Annotated in this window: 20 protein-coding genes; 16 read left to right on the top strand and 4 right to left on the bottom strand. The window is 71.4% G+C overall.

The features are described 5' to 3' along the window. Window positions 1–61 precede the first annotated feature (61 nt). The 3 genes from ACZ4N4_RS01815 to ACZ4N4_RS01805 all read left to right on the top strand — a co-directional run bounded on the left by ACZ4N4_RS01815 (window position 62) and on the right by ACZ4N4_RS01805 (window position 2,243). Complete coding sequence (locus tag ACZ4N4_RS01815) at window positions 62–625, top strand: SAV_6107 family HEPN domain-containing protein (RefSeq protein ID WP_467583304.1); 564 nt, start codon at window positions 62–64, stop codon at window positions 623–625. A gap of 181 nt (window positions 626–806) precedes the next feature. Further along, complete coding sequence (locus tag ACZ4N4_RS01810) at window positions 807–1,577, top strand: methyltransferase (protein WP_453571374.1); 771 nt, start codon at window positions 807–809, stop codon at window positions 1,575–1,577. Between the two features lie 276 nt (window positions 1,578–1,853). Then, entirely contained in the window at window positions 1,854–2,243 is a 390-nt protein-coding gene (locus ACZ4N4_RS01805; RefSeq protein ID WP_453571371.1) for a DUF3040 domain-containing protein, read from the top strand. Between the two features lie 299 nt (window positions 2,244–2,542). On the opposite strand, the gene ACZ4N4_RS01800 is transcribed toward ACZ4N4_RS01805, so the two are convergent. From ACZ4N4_RS01800 to ACZ4N4_RS01785, 4 genes are all read right to left on the bottom strand, one after another. After that, window positions 2,543–4,927, bottom strand: a complete 2,385-nt coding sequence (locus tag ACZ4N4_RS01800) for a transglutaminase TgpA family protein (RefSeq protein ID WP_467583301.1) — start codon at window positions 4,925–4,927, stop codon at window positions 2,543–2,545. Further along, window positions 4,927–6,273 carry a DUF58 domain-containing protein gene (locus ACZ4N4_RS01795; RefSeq protein WP_453571365.1) on the bottom strand — a complete coding sequence of 449 codons (1,347 nt, stop codon included), beginning with the start codon at window positions 6,271–6,273 and terminating at the stop codon, window positions 4,927–4,929. Before ACZ4N4_RS01795 ends, ACZ4N4_RS01800 begins: the two co-directional genes overlap by 1 nt. Continuing rightward, complete coding sequence (locus ACZ4N4_RS01790) at window positions 6,273–7,316, bottom strand: AAA family ATPase (RefSeq protein ID WP_450759992.1); 1,044 nt, start codon at window positions 7,314–7,316, stop codon at window positions 6,273–6,275. The genes ACZ4N4_RS01795 and ACZ4N4_RS01790 overlap by 1 nt, the downstream gene beginning before the upstream one ends. Before the next feature lie 264 nt (window positions 7,317–7,580). Then, window positions 7,581–8,129: a beta-class carbonic anhydrase gene (locus tag ACZ4N4_RS01785; RefSeq protein WP_453571363.1), complete on the bottom strand. Its 549-nt coding sequence runs from the start codon at window positions 8,127–8,129 to the stop codon at window positions 7,581–7,583. Between the two features lie 356 nt (window positions 8,130–8,485). Here ACZ4N4_RS01785 and rsmH point away from each other — a divergent pair, with 356 nt between their 5' ends. The 13 genes from rsmH (at window position 8,486) to ACZ4N4_RS01720 (ending at window position 23,939) form a co-directional block, all read left to right on the top strand. Continuing rightward, on the top strand, window positions 8,486–9,442 hold the full coding sequence (rsmH, locus tag ACZ4N4_RS01780; RefSeq protein ID WP_450759996.1) for a 16S rRNA (cytosine(1402)-N(4))-methyltransferase RsmH: 957 nt from the start codon (window positions 8,486–8,488) through the stop codon (window positions 9,440–9,442). Window positions 9,443–9,484: 42 nt separating this feature from the next. Continuing rightward, on the top strand, window positions 9,485–10,033 hold the full coding sequence (ftsL, locus tag ACZ4N4_RS01775; protein WP_453571360.1) for a cell division protein FtsL: 549 nt from the start codon (window positions 9,485–9,487) through the stop codon (window positions 10,031–10,033). A gap of 5 nt (window positions 10,034–10,038) precedes the next feature. Continuing rightward, complete coding sequence (locus ACZ4N4_RS01770; RefSeq protein ID WP_467583295.1) at window positions 10,039–12,024, top strand: peptidoglycan D,D-transpeptidase FtsI family protein; 1,986 nt, start codon at window positions 10,039–10,041, stop codon at window positions 12,022–12,024. Window positions 12,025–12,066: 42 nt separating this feature from the next. Next, a complete protein-coding gene (locus ACZ4N4_RS01765) occupies window positions 12,067–13,728 on the top strand; it encodes a UDP-N-acetylmuramoyl-L-alanyl-D-glutamate--2,6-diaminopimelate ligase (protein WP_467583293.1) in 1,662 nt (553 codons plus the stop codon). A gap of 4 nt (window positions 13,729–13,732) precedes the next feature. Then, a complete protein-coding gene (locus ACZ4N4_RS01760; RefSeq protein WP_453571354.1) occupies window positions 13,733–15,145 on the top strand; it encodes a UDP-N-acetylmuramoyl-tripeptide--D-alanyl-D-alanine ligase in 1,413 nt (470 codons plus the stop codon). Further along, entirely contained in the window at window positions 15,145–16,215 is a 1,071-nt protein-coding gene (gene mraY / locus ACZ4N4_RS01755) for a phospho-N-acetylmuramoyl-pentapeptide-transferase (protein WP_360482513.1), read from the top strand. The genes ACZ4N4_RS01760 and mraY overlap by 1 nt, the downstream gene beginning before the upstream one ends. Further along, complete coding sequence (gene murD / locus ACZ4N4_RS01750) at window positions 16,197–17,654, top strand: UDP-N-acetylmuramoyl-L-alanine--D-glutamate ligase (protein ID WP_453571351.1); 1,458 nt, start codon at window positions 16,197–16,199, stop codon at window positions 17,652–17,654. The genes mraY and murD overlap by 19 nt, the downstream gene beginning before the upstream one ends. Before the next feature lie 66 nt (window positions 17,655–17,720). After that, window positions 17,721–19,076 carry a putative lipid II flippase FtsW gene (ftsW, locus tag ACZ4N4_RS01745; RefSeq protein WP_467583288.1) on the top strand — a complete coding sequence of 452 codons (1,356 nt, stop codon included), beginning with the start codon at window positions 17,721–17,723 and terminating at the stop codon, window positions 19,074–19,076. Window positions 19,077–19,082: 6 nt separating this feature from the next. Continuing rightward, window positions 19,083–20,171 (top strand): undecaprenyldiphospho-muramoylpentapeptide beta-N-acetylglucosaminyltransferase, encoded by a 1,089-nt coding sequence (gene murG, locus ACZ4N4_RS01740; protein ID WP_453571346.1) that lies wholly within the window; start codon window positions 19,083–19,085, stop codon window positions 20,169–20,171. Window positions 20,172–20,199: 28 nt separating this feature from the next. Beyond that, entirely contained in the window at window positions 20,200–20,994 is a 795-nt protein-coding gene (locus ACZ4N4_RS01735) for a cell division protein FtsQ/DivIB (protein ID WP_467585275.1), read from the top strand. Window positions 20,995–21,271: 277 nt separating this feature from the next. Further along, the gene (gene ftsZ, locus ACZ4N4_RS01730) at window positions 21,272–22,474 is read left to right on the top strand and encodes a cell division protein FtsZ (RefSeq protein WP_450760010.1); all 1,203 of its coding nucleotides are present in this window, start codon (window positions 21,272–21,274) and stop codon (window positions 22,472–22,474) included. A gap of 10 nt (window positions 22,475–22,484) precedes the next feature. Next, complete coding sequence (gene pgeF / locus ACZ4N4_RS01725; RefSeq protein ID WP_467583284.1) at window positions 22,485–23,213, top strand: peptidoglycan editing factor PgeF; 729 nt, start codon at window positions 22,485–22,487, stop codon at window positions 23,211–23,213. 6 nt (window positions 23,214–23,219) lie between these two features. Beyond that, a complete protein-coding gene (locus tag ACZ4N4_RS01720; protein ID WP_450760013.1) occupies window positions 23,220–23,939 on the top strand; it encodes a YggS family pyridoxal phosphate-dependent enzyme in 720 nt (239 codons plus the stop codon). Window positions 23,940–23,984 lie beyond the last annotated feature (45 nt).

Genomic DNA, 23,984 nt, shown 5'->3' with positions numbered 1-23,984 from the left:
CGATGGGCACATACGGCACCCCGGGTAAGGGAGCCGTCACCCAGACGACGGGAGGTTCGTCATGGCCAACTCCTCAGCGGCCGCCGCCCACCGGCGCCGCGCCACCGGCCCTGCCCCCTCACTGACCGGCCCGGCGAGCGACGTGCACCCCGTGCTCCGCCGGGCCACCGCCCCGCCCGCCGCCCTCGACCTGCTCGCCCAGGCCCGCGCCTCCCTCGACGAGGCCGAACTCCTCGACACCCCCAACGAGCGCTATGCGACGGCCCATCTGGCCGCCCTGCGCACCGCGGCCGCCGTGCTCGCCGCCCGCGCCCGCCCCGAGACCTCGCCCCGGCGCCGGGCCCGCATCCGCAGCGCCTGGGAGGTGCTCCCCGAGGTGGCGCCCGAGCTCACGGAGTGGAGCGCCCTGTTCGCCTCCGGCGCCGGCCGCCGCGCCCGCGCCGAGGCGGGCATCCAGGGCGCGGCCGGCCGCCGCGACGCCGACGACCTGATACGGGACGTGGAGATGTTCCTCCGTATCGTCGAGCGGATGCTCATCCTCCAGCCGGTGCTGCCGCAGCCCCGCCGACAGGACGGTGAGCAGCCGGACGGCGCCCCGGACAGGGGGTTGCCCGACGCGGGCTGACCAGGACGCGGACGCCCTGCCCGGGAGGATCGGGGGGAGGCGGCGGAGGCCATGGCCGGGCAGCGGAGGCAATAGGGTGGAGAGCGCCTGAAGCCTTCCCTCCTCCCGCACTCCGGGCCGGGGAGGCACCGAGTTCGCGCCGCCGGGCAACAGGCGGTGCCGCGCCGAGGAGTCAACTGCCGTGCCGGACCCCACACGACCCCGCGCTTCTCTCCGTACCGCCGTGGTCTGGGAGGTCCTCCAGGACGCCCTCGACCGCCGGGTCAAGGCCACCGGCCGGGACGCGCTGGACGTCCTCGACACCGGCGGCGGCAGCGGCAACTTCGCCGTGCCCCTCGCCCGTCTCGGCCACCGCGTCACCGTCGTCGACCCCAGCCCGAACGCGCTGTTCGCGCTGGAGCGCCGCGCCGCCGAGGCCGACGTCGCCGACCGGGTCAAGGGCGTGCAGGGCGACGTCCTCGGCCTGTTCGACGTGGTCGAGCGCGGCAGCCACGACATCGTGCTCTGCCACGGCGTCCTGGAGTACGTCGACGACCCGGCCGAGGGCGTGCGCAACACGGTGGCCGCGCTGCGCTCCGAGGGCGTCCTCAGCCTGCTCGCCGCCGGACTCGGTGGGGCCGTGGTCGCGCGGGCCATCGCCGGGCACTTCAAGGAGGCCCGGCAGGCCCTCGACGACCCCGACGGCCGCTGGGGCAGCGGCGACCCCATGCCGCGCCGCTTCACCGCCGAGCAGCTCACCGGCCTGGTCGAGGGCGCGGGTCTGGCCGTCGCCGCCGTGCACGGCGTACGGGTCTTCGCCGACCTCGTCCCCGGCGTCCTGGTGGACACCGAGCCCGGCGCTCTCGACGCGCTGCTCAAGCTGGAGGCCGCCGCGGCCGAGCTCCCGGCCTTCCACGCCTTCGCCACCCAGCTCCACGTCCTCGGCGAGACTCCGGGCGCGGCCGGGGCCTGAGATTCCCCTGAGACGAGCCGCTGATCAGGGACTCGGCAGCGGATGGAGTACGCCACAGGCCCCCCGATCGAGGGGTTTGCGCCGTATGATCGAGGGAGACCGCTCGGCATGACGGGCCGGCCGCCGGGGAATGGAAGCCTCAGCGAGCCGGAACGGCCATGGCGGATTCCGGTTGGCCAATTGGCCTAGAGGGGCGGGTTTCACGGGGGCGATTCCCTGCCTATCCTGAAGGGACCCCCCGGGTCGCCCCGGCGACTGCACGATGAGGAGGACGCCGTGCCGCTCTCGGAGCACGAGCAGCGAATGCTTGAGCAGATGGAGCGAGCGCTGTACGCCGAAGACCCCAAGTTCGCGACAGCGCTTGAGGGAAGCGGGCTGCGGTCGTACACCCGGCGACGGGTCTACCAGGCGATCGCCGGCTTCCTCGTGGGTATCGCGCTCCTCATGGCCGGAATGGTTGCCAAGCAGATCTGGGTCAGCGTGGTGGGCTTCCTCGTCATGCTGGGCTGCGCGGTCCTCGCCGTCACCGGCTGGCGCAAGGCTCCCAAGCCCGGCGAGCAGCCCGCGGGAGGCCAGCAGGCCCGCCGTCAGGTCCGGCCGAAGCGCTCCGTGATGGACCGCATCGAGGAGCGCTGGCAGCGCCGCCGAGACGAGCAGGGCCAGTAGGGATTCGCCGAACAGGCAGAACAGAGCGCGACTGAGGGGTGACCACCCACCGGGTGGTCACCCCTCAGTCATGTCCGCCGGGCCCTGCGCCGGCCGGCGAGCCCGCTGCCCGTCAACCTTCTGCCGGTGCGAGCCGCCACCGTTCGGTGAGGCCGCTGCCGGTCGGCCCGCCGCCGGTCAGCGAACCCGCTGCCGGTCAGCCCGCTGCCGGTCGGCGAGCCCCCTGACCGTCAACCTTCTGCCGGTAAGAGCCGCCGCCGTTCGGTGAGGCCGCTGCCGTTCGGCCAGCCCACCGCCGGTCAGCCCTGCTGGTTCGACGGCTTGCGCAGGGTCGGGCGGGCCGCTGCCGCCCGCTCCCGCAGCCGCGCCCACCCGACCGACGCCGCCCACAGCGCCCGCACGGCCGACCGCGGGACGAACAGCGCCCTCAGCCGGGTGGGGACGCTGACCGTGCCGTTGAACGCGGCCGTCACCCGACGGACGTCGTCCGAGAGGCCCGCCGTCAGCCGCGGCCGTGGCGCGTACAGCACCTGTTCGACCGCGTCCGCCACCCGGTGCACCGACGCGGCGGCGACCGGGTCGAGGTGGCCCAGCAGGACGATCCGGGCGGCCGCGCCGCGCGGGCTCTGCGAGTCGTCCGGCGGGACGCCGAAGTCCCAGACCGTGTCGATCAGTTCCTGCCAGACCGCCAGCGTGTGCGCCGCCACACCGTCGGGGGTACGGTCGTAGGCCCCGAGCCGGTTGGCACGCACCCGCTGCCGGTAGAGCATCGGCGACAGCGGCACCGCCAGGACGGCGAGTCCGGCGAGCGCCCACAGCGCCAGCTGCCACCACGGCGGCCCGCCGTCGCCCTGCTGCACCGCGCTCGCCGCCGACGGGCTCGCGCAGACGTCCTGCTTGCGCAGCTGGGCCGAGCAGCTCTGGCTCTCCGAGGCCGAGGCCGACGGCGCCGCCGAGGCGCCCTTGGAGGGCAGCGTCTGGTCCGGCACCGAGGAGCCGGGGGCGTCCGAGACGGTGTACGACGGCGTGGTGCCGCGGGTCGGGGTCGGCTCGAACCGGGTCCAGCCCACGCCCTCGAAGTACAGTTCGGGCCAGGCGTGCGCGTCTTTGAGGCCCACCGAGACCGTGCCGTCGGCCTGCGGGGTGCCGGGCGCGAAGCCCACCGCGACCCGGGCCGGGATGCCCAGCGTCCGGGCCATCGCGGCCATCGCGAAGGAGAAGTGCACGCAGAAACCGCGCTTCTGCTTCAGGAAGTTCGCGATCGCGCCCTCGCCCCGGCCGACCTGCACCTGGGTGTCGTACTGGAAGCCGCCGTTCACCGCGAAGTAGTCCTGGAGCTTGACCGCCTCCTCGTAGTGGCTCGTCGAGCCCGCGGTGACCTCCCGGGCCGTCTGCGCCACCACCGACGGCAGCGAGGAGGGCACCTTGGTGTAATCCTTCTTCATGGCCGCCGACGGCTCCGGCGCCGCGGCCAGCTGATCCGCCGTCGGCTGCACGTCCAGACTGGTGACCTGGTAGGTCTCACCGCGGGTGCTCTGCCCGTGGTCGCCGACCAGGGTCATCCCGACGGGCTCGTAGCGCCAGGTGCCGGCGACCTTCACCCCGCTCGGCGGGTACGGCATCGGCAGCCAGTCCTGGGCGTACCAGCCGGCGGCCGAGATCGTGGTCCGCACCGTCGCCCGCTTGACGTCGCCGCCCAGGCCGACCGGGGTCGGGAAGGTGTCCGGGACTCCGGTGATGTGCCGCTGGGCCGGCTTCCAGGTAGTGCCGTCGAAGTCGTCCAGGGAGACGATCCGCAGATACATGTCGGAGATGTCGGCGGTGCTGGTCCGTACGGACAGCACCTGCCGGTCCTCGTCCAGGTTGAGGCTGTCCCGCAGCGACACCAGCGGGTTGACCGCGGAGATCGTGCCGCCGTTCCCGTTGCCCACGCCGACGCCGTTCCCGGTGCCGTCCAGCAGGCCGCCCTGGATCGAGGGCATCACGAACGGCACGAACAGAGCGACGCCCAGCACCGCGAAGCCGATCCGGCGTCCGGTGCGCACCGGGGCCACCGCGCCGCTCTCCGGGCCGCCCGGGGTGCGGGAGACCCCGCCGAACACCCGGCCCCACTGCGAGAGCCGGTCCCGGCCCTCGGCGAGCAGCAACAGCAGGTAGCCGGCCGCCGCCACCAGGAACCAGAGCCAGTCGGTCGGTCCGTCGGACAGACCCGCCGCCACCGAGTACAGCGCGAGCAGCGGCAGTCCGGCCGGGGCCGCGCTGCGGAAGGTCACCGCGAGGGTGTCCACGATCAGCCCGACGACCAGTACCCCGCCGATCACCATCAGCCGGATGCCGTCCGACAGCGGCGCGGGTATCGCATACCGGCTGACGTCGTCGGAGCCCTGCTGCAGCAGGTCGGCGAAGTACCGGAAGGTGTCCGGGCCGGGGATCAGCCCGGCGATCGCGTGGCCCCGGGCGAAGACCAGGGTCAGCATCAGCAGCGTGACCAGGGCCTGCGCGGCCACGGTCAGCGGCCGGGCCAGCGGCACCCGCCGCGCGGCCGCGCCGACGCCGGTCTGGATCGCCACCAGGAAGGCCGCCTGGAACAGCCAGGTCCACGGAGAGACCAGGGGCAGCAGGGAACAGGACGCCATCAGCGTCGCCGCCGCCGCGGTGAGGGCCAGCCGGGCCCGTCCGCTCATCACCGGGCCTCCCCGCCCGCCGCGGCCACCGACAGACGCTCCCGGTCGGCCTGCCGCCACAGCTCGGCCAGCGGAGCACCGCGCGCCACGCTGACCGCCGTCCAGCCGGCCTCGCGCAGCATCCGCAGCCGCTCCTCGTGGGCGTTGCCCGGCGCGGGCACGTCGGTGGGCTCCCGCACCCAGGTGTCCGGGTCCAGGACGAAGGCGACGGCACCGCCGCTGCGCCGGCGCATCTTGGTGGCCACCGCCGCCTGTTCCTCGTCGAGGTCGCCCAGGAAGGCCACGAGCAGCCCCTCGTTCCCGCCGCGCAGGACGTCGTAGGCCCGGGACAGGCCGGTGCCGTCCGAGTGGTCGACCACGGCCAGGGTGTCCATCATCAGCCCGGCCGCGTCCGCCGAGTCCTGGCCGGAGCCCGCGAAACCGTCGGCGCCCTCACCGGGCACCGCGCTGCCGGTGTCCGTCAACAGCCGGACCGAGAAGCCGCGTTCGAGCATGTGGACCAGGACCGAGGCGGCGCCGGAGACCGCCCACTCGAACGCCGAGTCGGGGCCCGCGCCCTCGTAGGCGATGCCCCGGGTGTCCAGCAGCACCGTGCAGCGGGCGCGCTGCGGTTGCTCCTCGCGGCGCACCATCAGCTCGCCGTAGCGGGCGGTGGAGCGCCAGTGTACGCGGCGCAGGTCGTCGCCGTACCGGTAGCCGCGCGGGATCACGTCGTCCTCGCCGGCCAGGGCCAGCGAGCGCTGCCGCCCGTCGCCGTAACCCTTCGCCTCGCCGCTGAGCCGGATCGGCGACAGCGGCTCCACGCGCGGGATGACGGTCAGGGTGTCGAACGTCGAGAAGGACCGGGTCAGTTCGCACATCCCGAACGGATCGGTCAGGCGCAGCTGGAGCGGGCCCAGCGGATAGCGGCCGCGCAGGTCGGAGCGGACCCGGTAGGAGACCTCCCGGCGGCCGCCCGGCTCGACCCGGTCCAGGACGAAGCGCGGGCGCGGACCGAGGACGTAGGGCACCCGGTCCTGGAGCATCAGCAGGCCGGTGGGCAGCCGCGAGACGTTGTCCATCCGCAGATGGACCCGGGCCTCGCTGCCGGCCGGCACCCGCGAGGGGGAGAGCCGGCGGCTGCCGGCCACCCGGTAGCGGGTGCGGTAGAGCACGGCCGCGCAGATCAGCGGCAGCACGGCGAGCAGCAGCCCGACCCGGCGCAGATCGCTCTGGCCGAGGATGTACGCGCAGATCACCGCCGCGATGCCGGCCGCCAGGAAGGAGCGGCCGCGGGTGGTCAGCCCGGCCAGGGCCGTGCGGACGCCGCCCGACTCGTCACGGTCGGCCTCCGCCGGGGCGCTCATCACAGACTCCGCGGGGGCTGCTGGGGATACGCCGGCACGCCCCGGCCCAGACCGCCGAAGCCGTTCTGCTGCCGGGGGGCCGCCGCGGGCACCGGGGTCTGCTGCAGGATCTCCTGGACGACCTGCTCGGCGGTACGCCGGTTGAGCTGGGCCTGGGCGGTGGGCAGCAGCCGGTGCGCCAGGACCGCCACGGCGAGTGCCTGTACGTCGTCCGGGAGCGCGTACTCCCGGCCGCTCAGGGCCGCGGACGCCTTCGCCGCGCGCAGCAGGTGCAGCGTCGCGCGCGGGGAGGCGCCGAGTCTGAGGTCGGGGTGGGTACGGGTGGCGGAGACCAGGTCCACCGCGTACCGCCGGACCGTCTCGGCGACATGGACACCCCGTACGGTCTCGACGAGCTTCACGATGTCGTGCGCGTGCGCCACCGGCTGGAGGTCGTCCAGGGGGTTCGCCCCGCCGTGGATGTCGAGCATCTGCAACTCGGCCTCCGCGCTGGGGTAGCCGACCGAGACGCGGGCCATGAAGCGGTCGCGCTGGGCCTCCGGCAGCGGGTAGGTGCCCTCCATCTCGACCGGGTTCTGGGTGGCCACCACCATGAACGGGCTGGGCAGTTCATAGGTCTGCCCGTCGATGGTGACCTGCCGCTCCTCCATCGACTCCAGCAGCGCGGACTGGGTCTTGGGCGAGGCGCGGTTGATCTCGTCGCCGATCACGATCTGGGCGAAGATGGCGCCCGGTTTGAACTCGAAGTCCCGTCGCTGCTGGTCCCAGATGGACACGCCGGTGATGTCCGACGGCAGCAGGTCGGGCGTGAACTGGATGCGTCGCACCGAACAGTCGATGGACCGCGCCAGCGCCTTCGCCAGCATCGTCTTGCCGACACCCGGGACGTCCTCGATCAGAAGATGTCCCTCGGCCAGCAGCACGGTCAGCGAAAGCCGTACGACCTCCGGCTTGCCCTCGATCACACCCTCAACCGAACTGCGGACCCGCTCCACAGTGGCGGTCAGATCAGTAAGGCTCGCTCGATCGTCATAGGTCGTCACCCGGCCCTCCTCGGCCCCTTATTGCCCGGGCCGGCGCTCTGTCAGCGGAACCGGCCCACCCCGAAACACGGACACCACGCGTGAATAGTTCCGCGCGACGTCCCACACCGCATTCTTGCTGCCGTTACCGATTCGTGTCACTCGCCTGTGGACAACTGCTCGCACTATGTCGGTCTTACGGTCTTTCGGCCGTGTATTTCGACAGCGTCCTGACAGGGTACGGCGGCGGTTTTCGGGGCGGGCGGGCCGTCGGAGCCGGTGGGCTCAGGCGGGGTCGACCTCACGGAGCAGCCCGGTGCGGACGTCGAAGACGAAGCCGCGTACGTCGTCGGTGTGCAGCAGGAACGGCGAGGTGCGCACCCGCTGCATGGACTGCCGTACGTCCTGGTCGACGTCCCGGAAGGACTCCACCGCCCAGGCCGGGCGCTGGCCGACCTCCATCTCCAGCTCGGTGCGGAAGTCCTCGGTGAGGGCCTCCAGGCCGCAGCCGGTGTGGTGGATGAGGACCACGCTGCGGGTGCCGAGCTTGCGCTGGCTGATGGTGAGGGAGCGGATCACGTCGTCGGTGACCACGCCGCCCGCGTTGCGGATGGTGTGACAGTCGCCGAGTTGCAGGCCGAGCGCCTTGTGCAGGTCGATGCGGGCGTCCATACAGGACACCACGGCCACGTGCAGCACGGGCCGGGCGTCCATGCCGGGGTCGGTGAAGGCGGACGCGTACGTGCGGTTGGCGTCGACCAGGCGATCCGTCACGGTGCCGCCGTCGGTTATGGCGCCTTCGGGTCCGGTGGGAGCTGCTGCGGAAGTCGTCATAGACACGACGGTACTGGTCACGGGCGTACAGAGCCTGCTGTGAGGGGGCACAAAGAACGTCATCGTGGCTCGTTGTGAGCTAACCCACACGGAGCGCAAACCGGGGCCGTACGGGTGATTCCTTTCCAATCCCGGCCCACGCCGCCCTGCCGTACGCGCCGTACAGGCCGGTTGATTGACCGGGCGACACGGTGGACTAAAGTGACGCGAAGCGGGAGGCGAGGCTCTCCCCGCTGGTGAAATCCCCTGGAGACCCCGGCACGGCGCCCGGACCGTCTCCCCACGTGCGCGGCGCGCGTACCGAGCGGGCGGGGACCCGGCGGTGCGTATCTCCCGCGCGGACCTGAGAGGCCCCCTTGAGCCAGAGTCGACACGTTCCGGTGATGCTCCAGCGGTGCCTGGATCTGCTGGCACCCGCCCTGGCGGCGCCGGGCAGCGTGGTCGTCGACTGCACCCTCGGCCTCGGCGGCCACAGCGAGGCGCTGCTGGCCCGCTTCCCCGAGGCCCGTCTGGTCGCCCTCGACCGCGACAAGGAGGCCCTGCGCCTGTCCGGCGAGCGCCTCGCCCCCTTCGGCGACCGCGCCACCCTGGTGCACGCCGTCTACGACGAGCTGCCCGACGTACTCGAACGTCTCGGCATCGCGCGCGTGCAGGGCGTGCTGTTCGACCTCGGCGTCTCCTCCATGCAGCTCGACGAGGCGGACCGCGGCTTCGCCTACGCCCAGGACGCCCCCCTCGACATGCGCATGGACCAGACCACCGGCATCAGCGCCGCCGAGGTCCTCAACACCTACCCGGCCGGTGACCTGGTGCGCATTCTCTTCGCGTACGGCGAGGAGAAGCAGGCCAAGCGGATCGTCTCGGCGATCGTCCGGGAGCGCGAGAAGGAGCCCTTCGGCAACAGCGCCCGGCTCGTCGAGCTGATCCGGGACTCCCTGCCGCAGGCCGCCAAGCGCACCGGCGGCAATCCGGCCAAGCGCACCTTCCAGGCGCTGCGTATCGAGGTCAACGGCGAACTGGCCGTCCTGGAAAGGGCGATCCCGGCCGCCGTGCAGGCCCTCGCGGTCGGCGGTCGGATCGCCGTACTGTCGTACCACTCGCTCGAAGACCGCCTCGTCAAGCAGGTGTTCGCGGCCGGTGCCGCCACCACCGCGCCGCCCGGGCTGCCGGTCGTGCCCGAGCAGTACCAGCCCCGGCTCAAGCTGCTCACGCGCGGTGCCGAACTTCCCACCGAGGAAGAGGTCGCCGAGAACCGCCGGGCCGCGCCCGCGCGTCTTCGAGGGGCCCAGCGCATCAGGGAGTCCATTGAATGAGCGGCGTGAGCACGCTGGGTTTCCGGACCCACCGGAGGACACGTGAGTAGGAAACCCGAGCTGAAAGGGCGGGCCGCCCGGCTCGCCCGGCTCTTTCCGGTCGGCCGGGCCAACCAGGCCGCCCGCACCCCGTTCGTCCTGCTGGTCGTCCTGCTGCTCGGCGGCGGCCTGATCGGCCTGCTGGTGCTGAACTCGGCGCTCAGCGAGGGCTCGTTCAAACTCGACGACCTGCAGAAGCAGACCAAGAACCTCACCGACGAGGAACAGGCCCTGCAGCGGGACATCGACGCCTACTCCGCCCCCGACGCCCTGCAGCGCCGGGCCCGCGAACTCGGCATGGTCCCCGGCGGCGACCCGGCCTTCCTCGGCTCCGACGGCACCGTCAAGGGCGTTCCCAGCACGGCCGCCCTCCGGGGGTCCACCCAGCCGGCCGCCCCCGAGGCCATCGCCACGCCGTCCCCCGCCCTGCCGACGCCGGCCGGCTCATCCGCGGTGACCGCACCGGCGCCCACGCCGGTCACCACACCGGTGACGACCCCGGCGCCGGCACTCACGCCCGTGACGACCCCGACCACGACCCCCGGCAGGTGACGGACGTGCCAGACACTTCTGGAGAAAGGCAATCGCCGCGCCGCCGTGTGCCCGGCCCTGCCCGGCCGCCCCGCCCCCGGGAGCCCCGGGGCGCGGTCCGGCGCGGCCCCGGCCCCGGCGCCCGCCCGGTCCGCCGCCCGGGCGCGCCACGCCCCCCGGCCCAGCGCCCCCTGCGGCTCGGCAGCCCCCGGCCCCGGCTGCGCATGGTCGGCTTCGCCCTGACCCTGGTGCTGCTGGTCTTCGTCGGGCGCCTGCTCCAGGTGCAGGCCGTCGATGCCAGCGCGTACGCCGCGAAGGCCGAACAGAACCGGTACGTCGTGCACACCCTGGCCGCCGAGCGCGGCGGGATCACCGACCGCAACGGCGTGGCGCTGGCGATCAGCGAGGACGCGTACGACATCACCGCCGACCCCACGATGTTCACCAGCAAGCAGCTCAAGGTGAACGACGGCCCCGAGCAGGCCGCCGCGCTGCTCGCCCCGATCCTCGGCAAGGACCAGGCCGCCCTCGTCAAGCTGCTGCGGCCCGAGAACCGGGAGCTGCGCTACGTCCGGCTCGCCGCCCGGCAGACCCCGCAGGTCTGGAAGCAGATCAAGGACCTGAAGACCGCGCTCACCAACAAGGCCGAGACCGCCGGCGGCACCGTCAACGTGCTCGCCGGCGTCTTCGCCGACCCCAGCAGCCAGCGGGTGTACCCGAACGGCGACCTGGCCGCCGGGATACTGGGCTGGGTCAACGCCGACGGCAAGGGCGGCGGCGGTGTCGAGCAGCAGCTCGACAAGCAGCTGACCGGCAAGGACGGCAAGATCCGCTACGCCCAGTCCGGTGGCCGTGAGGTGCCCACCGCGGGCTCCACGGAGACCCCGGCCGTACCCGGCTCGGACGTCGAGCTGACCATCGACCGGGACATCCAGTGGGCCGCGCAGAACGCCATCACCGAGCAGGTCAAGAAGTCCAGGGCGGACCGCGGTTACGTGGTCGTCCAGGACACCAGGACCGGGCAGATCCTGGCGATGGCCAACTCGCCCGGCTTCGACCCGAACGACCTGTCGACGGCCGACGCCGCCGCGATGGGCAATGCGGCCCTCCAGGACGCCTACGAGCCCGGCTCCACCGCCAAGGTGATGTCGATGGCGGCCGTCCTGGAGGAGAACGCCGCCACCCCGCTCACGCACGTGGTGGTGCCCAACCGGCTGCACCGCGGCGACCGGCTCTTCAAGGACGACGTCGACCACGCGACCTGGTACCTCACGCTCAACGGCGTGCTCGCCAAGTCCAGCAACATCGGCACCATCCTCGCCACCGGCCAGCTCGGCAAGACCCAGGAGCAGGCCAACCAGGTCCTCTACTCGTATCTGCGCAAGTTCGGCATCGGCGGCTACACCGGGCTCGGCTTCCCCGGCGAGACCCGGGGCATCCTCGCCGCCCCGGCCAAGTGGTCCACCTCGCAGCAGTACACGATCCCTTTCGGTCAGGGTTTCTCCATCAACGCCATGCAGGCGGCCTCCGTCTACTCGACGATCGCCAACGGCGGAATCCGGGTGGAGCCCACCCTGGTGCGCGGCTCCAAGGGCGCAGACGGCCGCTTCACCCCGTCCGCGCAGCCCAAGAAGACCCGCGTGGTCAGTGAGAAGACCGCAAAGACGCTCGCCGAGATGCTGGAGTCCGTCGTGGACGACGAGCAGGGCACGGGCGCCAAGGCGGCCATCCCCGGCTACAACGTCGCGGGCAAGACCGGTACCGCCAACCGAGTCGATCCGGCCACCGGCAGATACCGCGGCTACACCTCCTCGTTCGCCGGGTTCGCGCCCGCGGACAAGCCCCGCATCACCGTCTACTGCGCCATCCAGAACGCCACCGCCGGCAGCTACTTCGGCGGCCAGATCTGCGGCCCGATCTACAAGCAGGTGATGGAGTTCGCCCTCAAGACCCTGCAGATCCCGCCGACCGGTGCCAAGGCGGCGAACCTGCCCGTCGACTACAAGCCCTGATCAGCGCCTCAGCTTTTCGGAAAGACCACCAGGAACGAGCCCGTGACAACGATCACCCCCGATCCCGGGAACCACCGGGCCCCCGAGCCCTCACTTCGCTCCGGAGCGGGTGCGCCCGGTACGCTCACCGCCGTGCCACACGCTGATCAGTCCCAAACCACCCAGAAGGGCGCTTCCGTGACATATCCGGGGCCGCCCAGGCCGGTTCAGGTCTCCGCCACACCCCTCGCGGAGCTCGCCGATCAGCTGGGCGTCGCCGTCCCGGACACCGCGGACACGGTGGAGGTCACGGGCATCACCCATGACTCGCGCGCGGTCCGCCCCGGCGACGTGTACGCCGCCCTGCCGGGCGCCCGGCTGCACGGTGCCGACTTCGTCGCCCAGGCCGCCGGACTCGGCGCGGTCGCCGTGCTGACCGACCCGACGGGCGCCGAACGCGCCACCGCGACCGGCCTGCCGGTCCTGGTCGCCGACGAGCCGCGCGCGCGGATGGGCGAACTCGCGGCCACCATCTACGGTCACCCCGGGCGCGACCTGCTCCAGATCGGCATCACCGGCACCTCCGGCAAGACCACCACGGCCTACCTGGTCGAGGGCGGTCTGAAGAGAACGCGCAGCACCGGACTCATCGGCACCGTCGAGATGCGCATCGGCGACGAGCGCATCAAGTCCGAGCGCACCACCCCCGAGGCCACCGACCTCCAGGCCCTGTTCGCCGTGATGCGCGAGCGCGGCGTCGAGGCGGTCGCCATGGAGGTCTCCAGCCACGCCCTGGTCCTCGGCCGGGTCGACGGCTGCGTCTTCGACATCGCCGTCTTCACCAACCTCAGCCCGGAACACATGGAGTTCCACTCCGACATGGAGGACTACTACCGGGCCAAGGCGCAGCTCTTCACCCCGAGACGCAGTAAACGGGGGGTGGTGAACGTCGACGACGAGTACGGCCGCAGGCTCGCCCGCGAGGCCGGCGTCCCGGTCGTCACCTACTCCGCCGAGGGCCACCCCGACGCCGACTGGCGGGCCGCGGACGTCCACATCGGCCCGATGGACTCGACGTTCACCGTCGTCGGGCCCGGGGACGTCCGAGTCGCCGCCAAGTCGCCGCTGCCGGGCCCCTTCAACGTGGCGAACACCCTCGCCGCGATCGTCGCCCTGGCCGCCGCGGGCCTCGACCCGCAGACCGCCGCCGACGGCGTCGCCGCCGTCCCGGGTGTCCCGGGCCGCCTGGAGCGGGTGGACGCCGGACAGGCCTACCTCGCGGTCGTCGACTACGCCCACAAGACGGACGCCGTCGAATCGGTCCTCAAGGCGCTCCGCAAGGTCACCAAGGGCCGGCTGCACATCGTCCTCGGCTGCGGCGGCGACCGCGACAGGACGAAGCGGGCCCCGATGGGCGCCGCCGCCGCCCGGCTCGCCGACACGGCCGTACTGACCTCCGACAACCCGCGCTCCGAGGACCCGCTCGCCATCCTCGCGACCATGCTCGAAGGCGCCGCCACGGTGCCCGCCCACGAGCGCGGCGAGGTGCTCCTCTTCGAGGAGCGGGCCGCCGCGATCGCCGCGGCCGTCGCCCGCGCCCACCCCGGCGACACCGTGCTGGTCGCCGGCAAGGGCCACGAGCAGGGCCAGGACATCGCCGGCGTGGTCCGTCCGTTCGACGACCGCCAGGTGCTTCGCGAAGCTATCCAGAAGACCCAGGGATGAACTTGTGATCGCCCTCTCCCTCGCCGAGATCGCAGCAGTCGTCGGCGGGCAGACGCATGACATACCGGATCCGTCCGTCCAGGTCACCGGGGAGGTCGTCCGGGACTCCCGCGAGGCGGGCCCCGGCAGCCTGTTCGCCGCCTTCGTGGGCGAGCGCGTGGACGGCCACGACTTCGCGGCCCAGGTCGTCGGACAGGGCGCGGTCGCCGTTCTGGCGTCCCGCCCCGTCGGCGTGCCCGCGATCGTCGTGGACGACGTCCAGACCGCCCTCGGCGCCCTCGCCCGCCATGTCGTACGACGGCTCGGCGCGACCCTGGTGGCCCTCACCGGCTCGGCCGGCAAGACCAGCACCAAGGACCTCATCGCGCAGGTGCTGCGCACCAAGGCGCCGACCGTGTTCACGCCGGGCTCGCTCAACAACGAGATCGGCCTGCCGCTGACCGCCCTGTCCGCCACCGAGGAGACGAAGTTCCTGGTGCTGGAGATGGGCGCCCGCGGCATCGGCCACATCCGCTACCTGGCGGATCTGACGCCCCCGAGGATCGGCCTGGTCCTCAACGTCGGCACCGCCCACATCGGCGAGTTCGGCGGCCGTGAGCAGATCGCCCAGGCGAAGGGCGAGTTGGTCGAGGCCCTGCCCCCGGCCGAGGACGGCGGCGCCGCGATCCTCAACGCGGACGACCCCCTGGTGCGGGCCATGGCATCCCGTACCAAGGCGAAGGTGGTCCTTTTCGGAGAGTCGGCCGAAGCGGACGTACGCGCCGAGAACGTACGACTCACGGACACGGGACAGCCCGCGTTCAGCCTTCACACACCCTCCGGTGCAAGCGATGTGACCATGCGCCTGTACGGTGAGCACCACGTGTCGAACGCGCTCGCCGCGGCCGCCGTCGCCCATGAGCTGGGCATGTCCGCGGAAGAGATCGCCACCGCGCTCTCCGAGGCTGGCTCCCTCTCCCGCTGGCGTATGGAGGTCACCGAGCGCCCGGACGGCGTGACCATCGTCAACGACGCCTACAACGCCAACCCCGAGTCCATGCGAGCCGCGCTGCGCGCGCTCGCGGCCATGGGCAAGGGGCGCCGCACGTGGGCGGTGCTCGGCAAGATGGCCGAGCTCGGGGACGAGGCGCTCGCCGAGCACGACGCGGTCGGACGGCTCGCCGTCCGGCTCAATGTCGGCAAGCTCGTCGCGGTCGGGGGAGTAGAAGCCTCCTGGCTGCAACTGGGCGCATATAACGAGGGTTCGTGGGGTGAGGAGTCGGTGCACGTGTCCGACGCACAGGCGGCGGTCGACCTGTTGCGCAGCGAGTTGCGCCCGGGGGACGTCGTCCTCGTGAAGGCGTCACGGTCGGTGGGCCTGGAGAGCGTTGCCCAGGCGCTCCTCCAGAGCGGTGCCGAGGGTGTTGATGCCCGATGATGAAGCAGATCCTCTTCTCGGGCGTCATCGGTCTCTTCCTGACGCTGATCGGCACTCCGCTGCTGATCAAGCTCCTCGCGCGCAAGGGCTACGGCCAGTACATCCGTGACGACGGCCCGCGCGAGCACGCCAGCAAGCGCGGTACCCCGACGATGGGCGGTATCGCCTTCATCCTGTCGACGGTCGCCGCCTACTTCCTGTCCAAGGTGATCACCGGCTACGCCCCGACATACTCGGGTGTGCTGGTGCTCGGCCTGATGTGCGGCATGGGCCTGGTCGGCTTCCTGGACGACTACATCAAGATCGTCAAGCGGCGTTCGCTGGGTCTGCGGGCCAAGGCGAAGATGGCCGGCCAGCTGATCGTCGGCATCTCCTTCGCGGTTCTCTCGCTGCAGTTCCCGGATGCCATCGGCAACACCCCGGCGTCCACCAAGCTGTCCTTCATCACGGACTTCGGCTGGACCATCGGGCCGGTGCTGTTCGTGGTCTGGGCGCTGTTCATGATCCTCGCGATGTCCAACGGCGTGAACCTGACGGACGGTCTGGACGGTCTCGCCACCGGCGCCTCCGTGCTCGTCTTCGGCGCCTACACGTTCATCGGCGTCTGGCAGTTCCAGGAGTCCTGCGCCAACGCGATGACCCTGACCAACCCCAACGCCTGCTACACCGTCCGCGATCCCCTGGACCTCGCGGTCATCGCCTCCGCGCTGATGGGTTCCTGCCTCGGCTTCCTGTGGTGGAACACCTCGCCGGCCAAGATCTTCATGGGCGACACCGGTTCGCTCGCGCTCGGCGGTGTCCTCACCGGCCTCGCGATCCTGTCCCGCACGGAACTCCTCGTCGCCCTCATGGGCGGCCTGTTCGTCCTCATCACCATGTCGGTCGTCATCCAGGTCGGCTCCTTCCGGCTCACCGGAAGGCGCGTCTTCCGGATGGCGCCACTCCAGCACCACTTCGAACTCAAGGGCTGGTCCGAGGTACTTGTGGTGGTCCGCTTCTGGATCATCCAGGGTATTTGCGTGATTGTCGGACTCGGCCTCTTCTATGCGGGATGGGCAGCGGACAAGTGACCTCCTCGGTGTCCCCGGACTTCCACGGCACGCACGTCACCGTCGCCGGGCTCGGCGTCTCCGGCGTCCCGGCGGCGAAGGTGCTGCACGCGCGCGGGGCGATCGTCACGGTCGTCAACGACGGCGACGACGAGCGCGCGCGTGCACAGGCCGCGGAGCTGGAGGCGCTCGGCATCACCGTGCGCCTCGGCGACACCGCATCCGTCGGCGGCTCCGCCGCGGGAGCCCTGCCGGAGGGCACCGAGCTGATCGTCACCGCCCCCGGCTGGAAGCCGGACAAGCCGCTGTTCGCGGCGGCGGCCGAGGCGGGCGTCCCGGTCTGGGGCGATGTGGAGCTGGCCTGGCGACTGCGGGGGCCGGACGCGGCCCCTTGGCTGGCCGTCACGGGCACCAACGGCAAGACCACCACGGTCCAGATGCTGGCGTCGATCCTGAAGGCCGCGGGCCTGCGCACGGCCGCCGTCGGCAACATCGGCGTCTCGCTGCTCGACACGGTCCTCGGCGACGAGGAGTACGACGTCCTGGCCGTCGAGCTGTCCAGCTATCAGCTGCACTGGGCGCCCTCCCTGCGCGCCCACTCGGCGGCCGTGCTCAACCTCGCCCCCGACCACCTCGACTGGCACGGCTCCATGGAGGCGTACGCCGCCGACAAGGGCCATATCTACGAGGGCAACCGGGTCGCCTGTGTCTACAACGTCGGCGACAAGCTCACCGAGGAGCTGGTGCGGGCGGCCGACGTCGAGGAGGGCTGCCGGGCCATCGGCTTCACCCTCGGCACCCCGGGGCCGTCCCAACTCGGTGTCGTGGACGGCATCCTGGTCGACCGCGCCTTCGTCGAGAACCGGCAGCAGAACGCCCAGGAGCTGGCCGAGGTCTCGGACGTCAACCCGCCCGCCCCGCACAACATCGCCAACGCCCTTGCCGCGGCGGCCCTGGCGCGTGCCTTCGGGGTGCCCGCCACGGCCGTACGGGACGGGCTGCGGAACTTCACCCCGGACGCCCACCGCATCGCGCACGTGGCCGACGTGGACGGGGTCGCGTACATCGACGACTCCAAGGCGACCAACACGCACGCGGCGGAAGCCTCGTTGGCGTCATATGAGTCGATCGTATGGATTGCGGGCGGTCTGGCGAAGGGGGCGACCTTTGACGAACTGGTCGCCAAGTCGGCAAAGCGACTTCGCGGCGTGGTGCTGATCGGTGCCGATCGCGCCCTCATCCGGGAGGCCCTCGCGCGACACGCGCCGGAAGTACCCGTCGTCGACCTCGACCGGACCGACACTGGGGCGATGCTCGCGGCGGTCCAGGAGGCGCGGCGACTGGCGGTCGAAGGCGACACGGTGCTCCTTGCCCCCGCCTGTGCCTCCATGGACATGTTCGCCAACTACAACAAGCGCGGAGACGCGTTCGCTCAGGCTGTTCGCGAACTCGGCGCCTGACCCGGCCGCCAGCCGGGCGACCTTGGGAGGGACGCGTGGGACGCTCGACGTTCAGCGGAGGCGTGGATGCCCGGTAGCCGCACCGGCCGACCGCCCGTACAGCGAGCAGTCCGCAGGCCCGCCGTCCCCCGCACGTCGCGCGACAACCCGCTGCGGCGGCTCCACACGCGCCTCCACCGGGCCTGGGACCGGCCGCTGACCGCGTACTACCTGATCCTCGGCGGCAGCCTGCTGATCATCGTGCTGGGTCTGGTGATGGTCTACTCGGCCTCCCAGATCACCGCGCTGCAGATGTCGCTGCCGGGTTCGTTCTTCTTCCGCAAACAGTTCCTGGCCGCCTGTATCGGGGGCGTGCTGCTGTTCGTGGCGTCCCGCATGCCGGTGAAACTGCACCGGGCGCTCGCCTACCCGATCCTCGCCGGCGCCGTCTTCCTGATGGCCCTGGTGCAGGTCCCCGGGATAGGGATGTCGGTCAACGGCAACCAGAACTGGATCTCCCTGGGCGGCTCCTTCCAGATCCAGCCCAGCGAGTTCGGCAAGCTCGCCCTGGTGCTCTGGGGCGCCGACCTGATGGCGCGCAAACAGGAGAAGCGGCTGCTGACCCAGTGGAAACACATGCTGGTGCCGCTGGTCCCGGTCAGCTTCCTGCTGCTCGGCCTGATCATGCTCGGCGGCGACATGGGTACGGCGATCATCCTGACCGCGATCCTGTTCGGCCTGCTCTGGCTGGCGGGGGCACCCACCCGGCTGTTCGCCGGGGTGCTGTCGATCGCCGGACTGCTCGGCGTGATCCTCATCAAGACCAGCCCCAACCGAATGGCCCGGCTCGCCTGTATCGGAGCCACCGAGCCCAAGAGCGGCGTAGCCGACTGCTGGCAGGCGGTTCATGGCATCTATGCCCTGGCATCCGGCGGACTCTTCGGCTCCGGACTCGGTGCGAGTGTGGAAAAATGGGGCCAACTGCCCGAAGCTCACACCGACTTCATCTTCGCCGTCACCGGCGAGGAACTGGGTCTGGCGGGGACGCTGTCGGTACTGGCCCTCTTCGCGGCTCTAGGCTATGCGGGTATCCGCGTGGCCGGACGCACGGAGGACCCCTTCGTGAGGTATGCCGCGGGAGGCGTGACCACCTGGATCACCGCACAGGCGGTGATCAACATCGGTGCGGTGCTCGGCCTGCTGCCGATCGCCGGTGTCCCGCTCCCGCTGTTCTCCTACGGAGGCTCCGCCCTGCTGCCGACCATGTTCGCCATCGGGTTGCTGATCGCCTTCGCGCGCGACGAGCCCGCTGCGCGGGCGGCGCTTGCGATGCGGCAACCTCGCTTTGGTAGAAAGCGGGGAGCCGGGGGCCCTCAGGGGTCTCGGAGATGGAACACGATGCGACGGCGTGCCTCCGCGGCGCGCTCGTCCGGAGAGCGGTGAATTTCGGTGCATGTCGTACTCGCTGGTGGGGGGACCGCCGGCCACATCGAGCCGGCGCTCGCCCTCGCGGACGCCCTGCGCAGGCAGGACCCCACCGTGGGGATCACGGCCCTGGGCACGGAGCGCGGGCTGGAGACCAGGCTGGTGCCCGAGCGCGGCTACGAGCTCGCCCTGATCCCGGCGGTGCCGCTGCCCCGCAAGCCCACCCCTGAACTGATCACCGTCCCGGGCCGGCTGCGCGGCACCATCAAGGCGGCCGAGCAGATCCTGGAGCGCACCAAGGCGGACTGCGTCGTCGGCTTCGGCGGCTACGTCGCCCTGCCCGGCTATCTCGCCGCCAAGCGCCTCGGCGTGCCGATCGTGATCCACGAGGCCAACGCCCGGCCCGGCCTCGCCAACAAGATCGGCTCCCGGTACGCCGCCCGGGTCGCGGTCTCCACCCCCGACAGCAAGCTGCGCGACGCCCGCTACATCGGCATCCCGCTGCGCCGCTCCATCTCCCTCCTGGACCGGGCCGCGGCCCGCCCCGAGGCCCGCCACCGCTTCGGCCTCGACCCCAACCTGCCCACGCTGCTGGTCTCCGGCGGCTCCCAGGGCGCCCGCCGCCTCAACGAGGTCACCCAGCAGGTCGCGCCCTGGCTGCAGCGGGCCGGTATCCAGATCCTGCACGCGGTCGGCCCGAAGAACGAACTGCCGCAGGTGCACCAGATGCCGGGGATGCCTCCGTATGTCCCGGTAAGTTACCTGGACCGGATGGACCTCGCGTACGCCGCGGCCGACATGATGCTCTGCCGTGCGGGTGCGATGACCGTCGCCGAACTCTCCGCCGTCGGGCTCCCGGCCGCCTATGTCCCGCTGCCCATCGGCAACGGCGAACAGCGGCTGAACGCCCAGCCGGTGGTCAAGGCCGGCGGCGGCCTGCTGGTCGACGACGCGGAACTCACCCCGGAGTGGGTACAGCAGAACGTGCTTCCCGTGCTCGCCGATCCGCACCGGTTGTACGAGATGTCCCGCGCGGCAAGCGAGTTCGGCCGCCGGGACGCCGACGACCTGCTCGTCGGGATGGTGTACGAGGCGATCGCCTCCAGCCGTTAGGCCGTACGACGAAAGGCAAGTGAGCAGCGTGGCCGGACCGACCACCGCCGAGCGCGGTCAACGCCAGCAGGAGTCGTCCGGCCCGCCGCCCGCCCGGCGATGGAGGAACCGCCGCTTTCGTATGATCGTCATTCTGGTGCTGGGAGTTGTGCTCCTGGGTTCCGGTTCCGTCTGGCTGCTGTACGGCTCCACGTGGCTGCGCGTACGGCACGTCTCCGTCTCCGGCACGGTCGTTCTGACACCCGGGCAGGTGCGGGAGGCGGCCGACGTCCCCGTCGGGGCGCCGATGGTCTCCGTCGACACCGACGGCATCGAGGCCCGACTGCGCCGGAAACTGCCCCGAATTGACGAGATCGACGTCGTCCGCGCCTGGCCCCATGGAATCGGGCTGAAAGTGACCGAGCGGCTGCCGGTTCTGCTCATCGAAAAGGGTGGAAAGTTCACCGAAGTGGACAAGGAAGGCGTCCGTTTCGCGACGGTTTCGCAGGCACCGAAAGGCGCTCCGGCACTGGAATTGAGTCTGTCCCGGTCGGGTTCGGCCACCGCGAGTCTGCGCCGTTTCGGCACCGACCGGCTGGTGCGGGAAGCCGTGGAGGTCGCGGGTGACATTCCGGCCGCCGTCCGCCGGGACACCCGAACCCTCAAGGTCCGTTCCTATGACGACATCACGCTGGAGTTGAGCGGCGGCCGCACGGTCGAGTGGGGCAGCGCCGAGAACGGCGCCGCCAAGGCGCGCACGCTCACCGCTCTCATGAAAGCCGCTTCCGTCGCGCGGTACTTCGACGTGAGTGTTCCCACCGCGCCTGCGTCATCGGCGAGTTGACGCACATCAGCGCAGGCCAGCACCCTGGTTGGGCACCGCTACGGCTGATCACATAGGGTGAAAAGAAAAACGGGAGGTTCGGCGTGTTCGTTGAACGCGCGCCACTTGTCGACTTAGTGTCCTGTTCAGAAGACTCCAGGGAACAGACACACTGGTAACCCTAAACTTCAACGTTAGGGTTCGGGTCGGCGCTACGGACCGTCCCAATCGGCATCTGCCGTCCCACGCGGGCATCGCATGGCGACGGCAACGTAATTCGAGGCGAGAGGCCTTCGACGTGGCAGCACCGCAGAACTACCTCGCAGTCATCAAGGTCATCGGTGTCGGCGGCGGTGGTGTCAATGCCATCAACCGGATGATCGAGGTCGGTCTCAAGGGCGTCGAGTTCATCGCCATCAACACCGACGCACAGGCGCTGTTGATGAGCGACGCCGACGTCAAGCTCGACGTCGGCCGTGAACTCACCCGTGGACTCGGCGCCGGCGCCAACCCGGCCGTCGGCCGCAAGGCCGCCGAGGACCACCGCGAGGAGATCGAGGAGGTCCTCAAGGGGGCCGACATGGTCTTCGTGACGGCCGGCGAAGGCGGCGGCACCGGCACCGGCGGCGCCCCCGTCGTGGCCAACATCGCCCGCTCGCTGGGCGCCCTCACCATCGGCGTGGTCACCCGCCCCTTCACCTTCGAGGGCCGGCGCCGCGCCAACCAGGCCGAGGACGGCATCGCGGAACTCCGCGAAGAGGTCGACACCCTCATCGTCATCCCGAACGACCGGCTGCTCTCCATCTCGGACCGCCAGGTCTCGGTCCTCGACGCCTTCAAGTCGGCCGACCAGGTCCTGCTCTCCGGTGTCCAGGGCATCACCGACCTCATCACCACACCCGGTCTGATCAACCTCGACTTCGCCGACGTCAAGTCCGTCATGTCCGAGGCCGGCTCGGCCCTCATGGGCATCGGCTCGGCCCGCGGCGACGACCGTGCGGTGGCCGCCGCCGAGATGGCGATCTCCTCGCCGCTCCTGGAGGCCTCCATCGACGGCGCCCGGGGCGTCCTGCTCTCCATCTCCGGCGGCTCCGACCTCGGCCTGTTCGAGATCAACGAGGCCGCCCAGCTGGTCAGCGAGGCCGCTCACCCCGAGGCCAACATCATCTTCGGCGCGGTCATCGACGACGCCCTCGGCGACGAGGTCCGGGTCACGGTCATCGCGGCCGGGTTCGACGGGGGCCAGCCCCCGGCCCGCCGGGACACCGTGCTCGGCTCGTCCTCGGCCTCGTCCTCGGCCCGCCGCGAGGAGCCCACTCCGGCCCGGCAGCCCGAGTCCCGCCCGTCCTTCGGCTCGCTCGGCAGCGTGACCCCGAAGGAGGAGCCGGAGCCGGCGCCCGAGCCGGTGGCCGACATCCCGGTCGCCCCGCCGGTCCCGCCGTCGCGTTCCTACACGGACAGCGCGGCCGAGGAACTGGACGTACCGGACTTCCTCAAGTGATCCTTCAGACGTGATAGGACAGCGCGAAACCGTGAGCGGCGCGCACTTCGCCTTCACCGACAGGTGGGGCGGGGTGAGCGCCGCTCCGTACGAGCAGCTCAACCTGGGCGGGGCGGTCGGCGACGACCCCGGCGCGGTGCAGACCAATCGGGAACTCGCCGCCAAGTCGCTCGGTCTGGATCCCGGCCGGGTGGTCTGGATGAACCAGGTGCACGGCAATCTCGTCGCCGAGGTCGACGGGCCCTGGGCCACTCGGCAGGCTCCGCCGGTCGACGGACTGGTGACCGCGGCCCGAGGGCTCGCCCTCGCCGTGCTGACCGCCGACTGCGTGCCGGTCCTGCTGGCCGACCCGGTGGCCCGAGTGGTCGCCGCCGCCCACGCCGGACGGCCGGGCATGGTGAAGGGCATCGTGCCGGCCGCGATCGACGCCATGGAGTCGCTCGGCGCCGACCCGGCCCGGATCGTCGCCCGCACCGGCCCCGCCGTCTGCGGACGGTGCTACGAGGTGCCGGAGGCGATGCGCGCCGACGTGGCCGCCGTCGAGCCGACGGCGCACGCCGAGACCAGCTGGGGCACTCCGGCGGTCGACGTGAGCGCCGGTGTGCACGCGCAGCTCGCGCGCGCCGGGGTGCTCGACCGGGCGCAGTCGCCGGTGTGCACGCTGGAGTCGGGCGATCACTTCTCCTACCGTCGCGACCGCACCACCGGGCGGCTCGCAGGCTATGTGTGGCTGGACTGATGGGGCATGACGGACCGTAGGACCGAACTCGCCGGAAACCTGGCGAAAGTGGAGGAGCGCATCGCCGCCGCCTGTGCGGCGGCCGGGCGCAAGCGGGCGGAGGTGACCCTGATCGTGGTCACCAAGACCTATCCGGCCGGCGACGTGCGGATCCTGTCGGAACTCGGCGTGCGCCATGTCGCCGAGAACCGGGACCAGGACGCCGCCCCCAAGGCTGCCGAATGTGCCGATCTGCCCCTTGCTTGGCACTTTGTTGGTCAATTGCAGACCAACAAAGTGCGATCCGTGGTGGGTTACGCGGATCTCGTGCAGTCCGTCGATCGTTCCAAGCTCGTCGAGGCACTGTCCAGGGAGGCGGTGCGGGCCGGGCGCGAGGTGGGGTGTCTCCTCCAGGTCGCGCTCGACGCGGGTGCGAGCGGGAGGGGTGAGCGCGGCGGTGTGGCGCCCGGCGGAATCGAAGAGTTGGCCGACCTGGTCGCCGGATCGCCTGGGTTGCGGCTCGGCGGACTGATGACCGTCGCTCCGCTCACCGGGGAGTACGCGGGGCGCCAACAGGCGGCGTTCGAGCGGTTGATGGATTTGTCGACCGACCTGCGCCGAGCCCATCCGGCTGCGAACATGGTCTCGGCAGGGATGAGTGCGGACCTCGAGGAAGCCGTGGCCGCCGGGGCGACACATGTGCGCGTCGGCACTGCGGTACTCGGCGTCCGCCCCAGGCTCGGGTAACGTCGCCAAGAAGTCGGACCACAGCAGAAAATATGGTCAATGCGG

This window comes from Streptomyces sp. NPDC026538, assembly GCF_055567535.1.
This window is presented reverse-complemented; position numbering and strand designations above follow the sequence as displayed.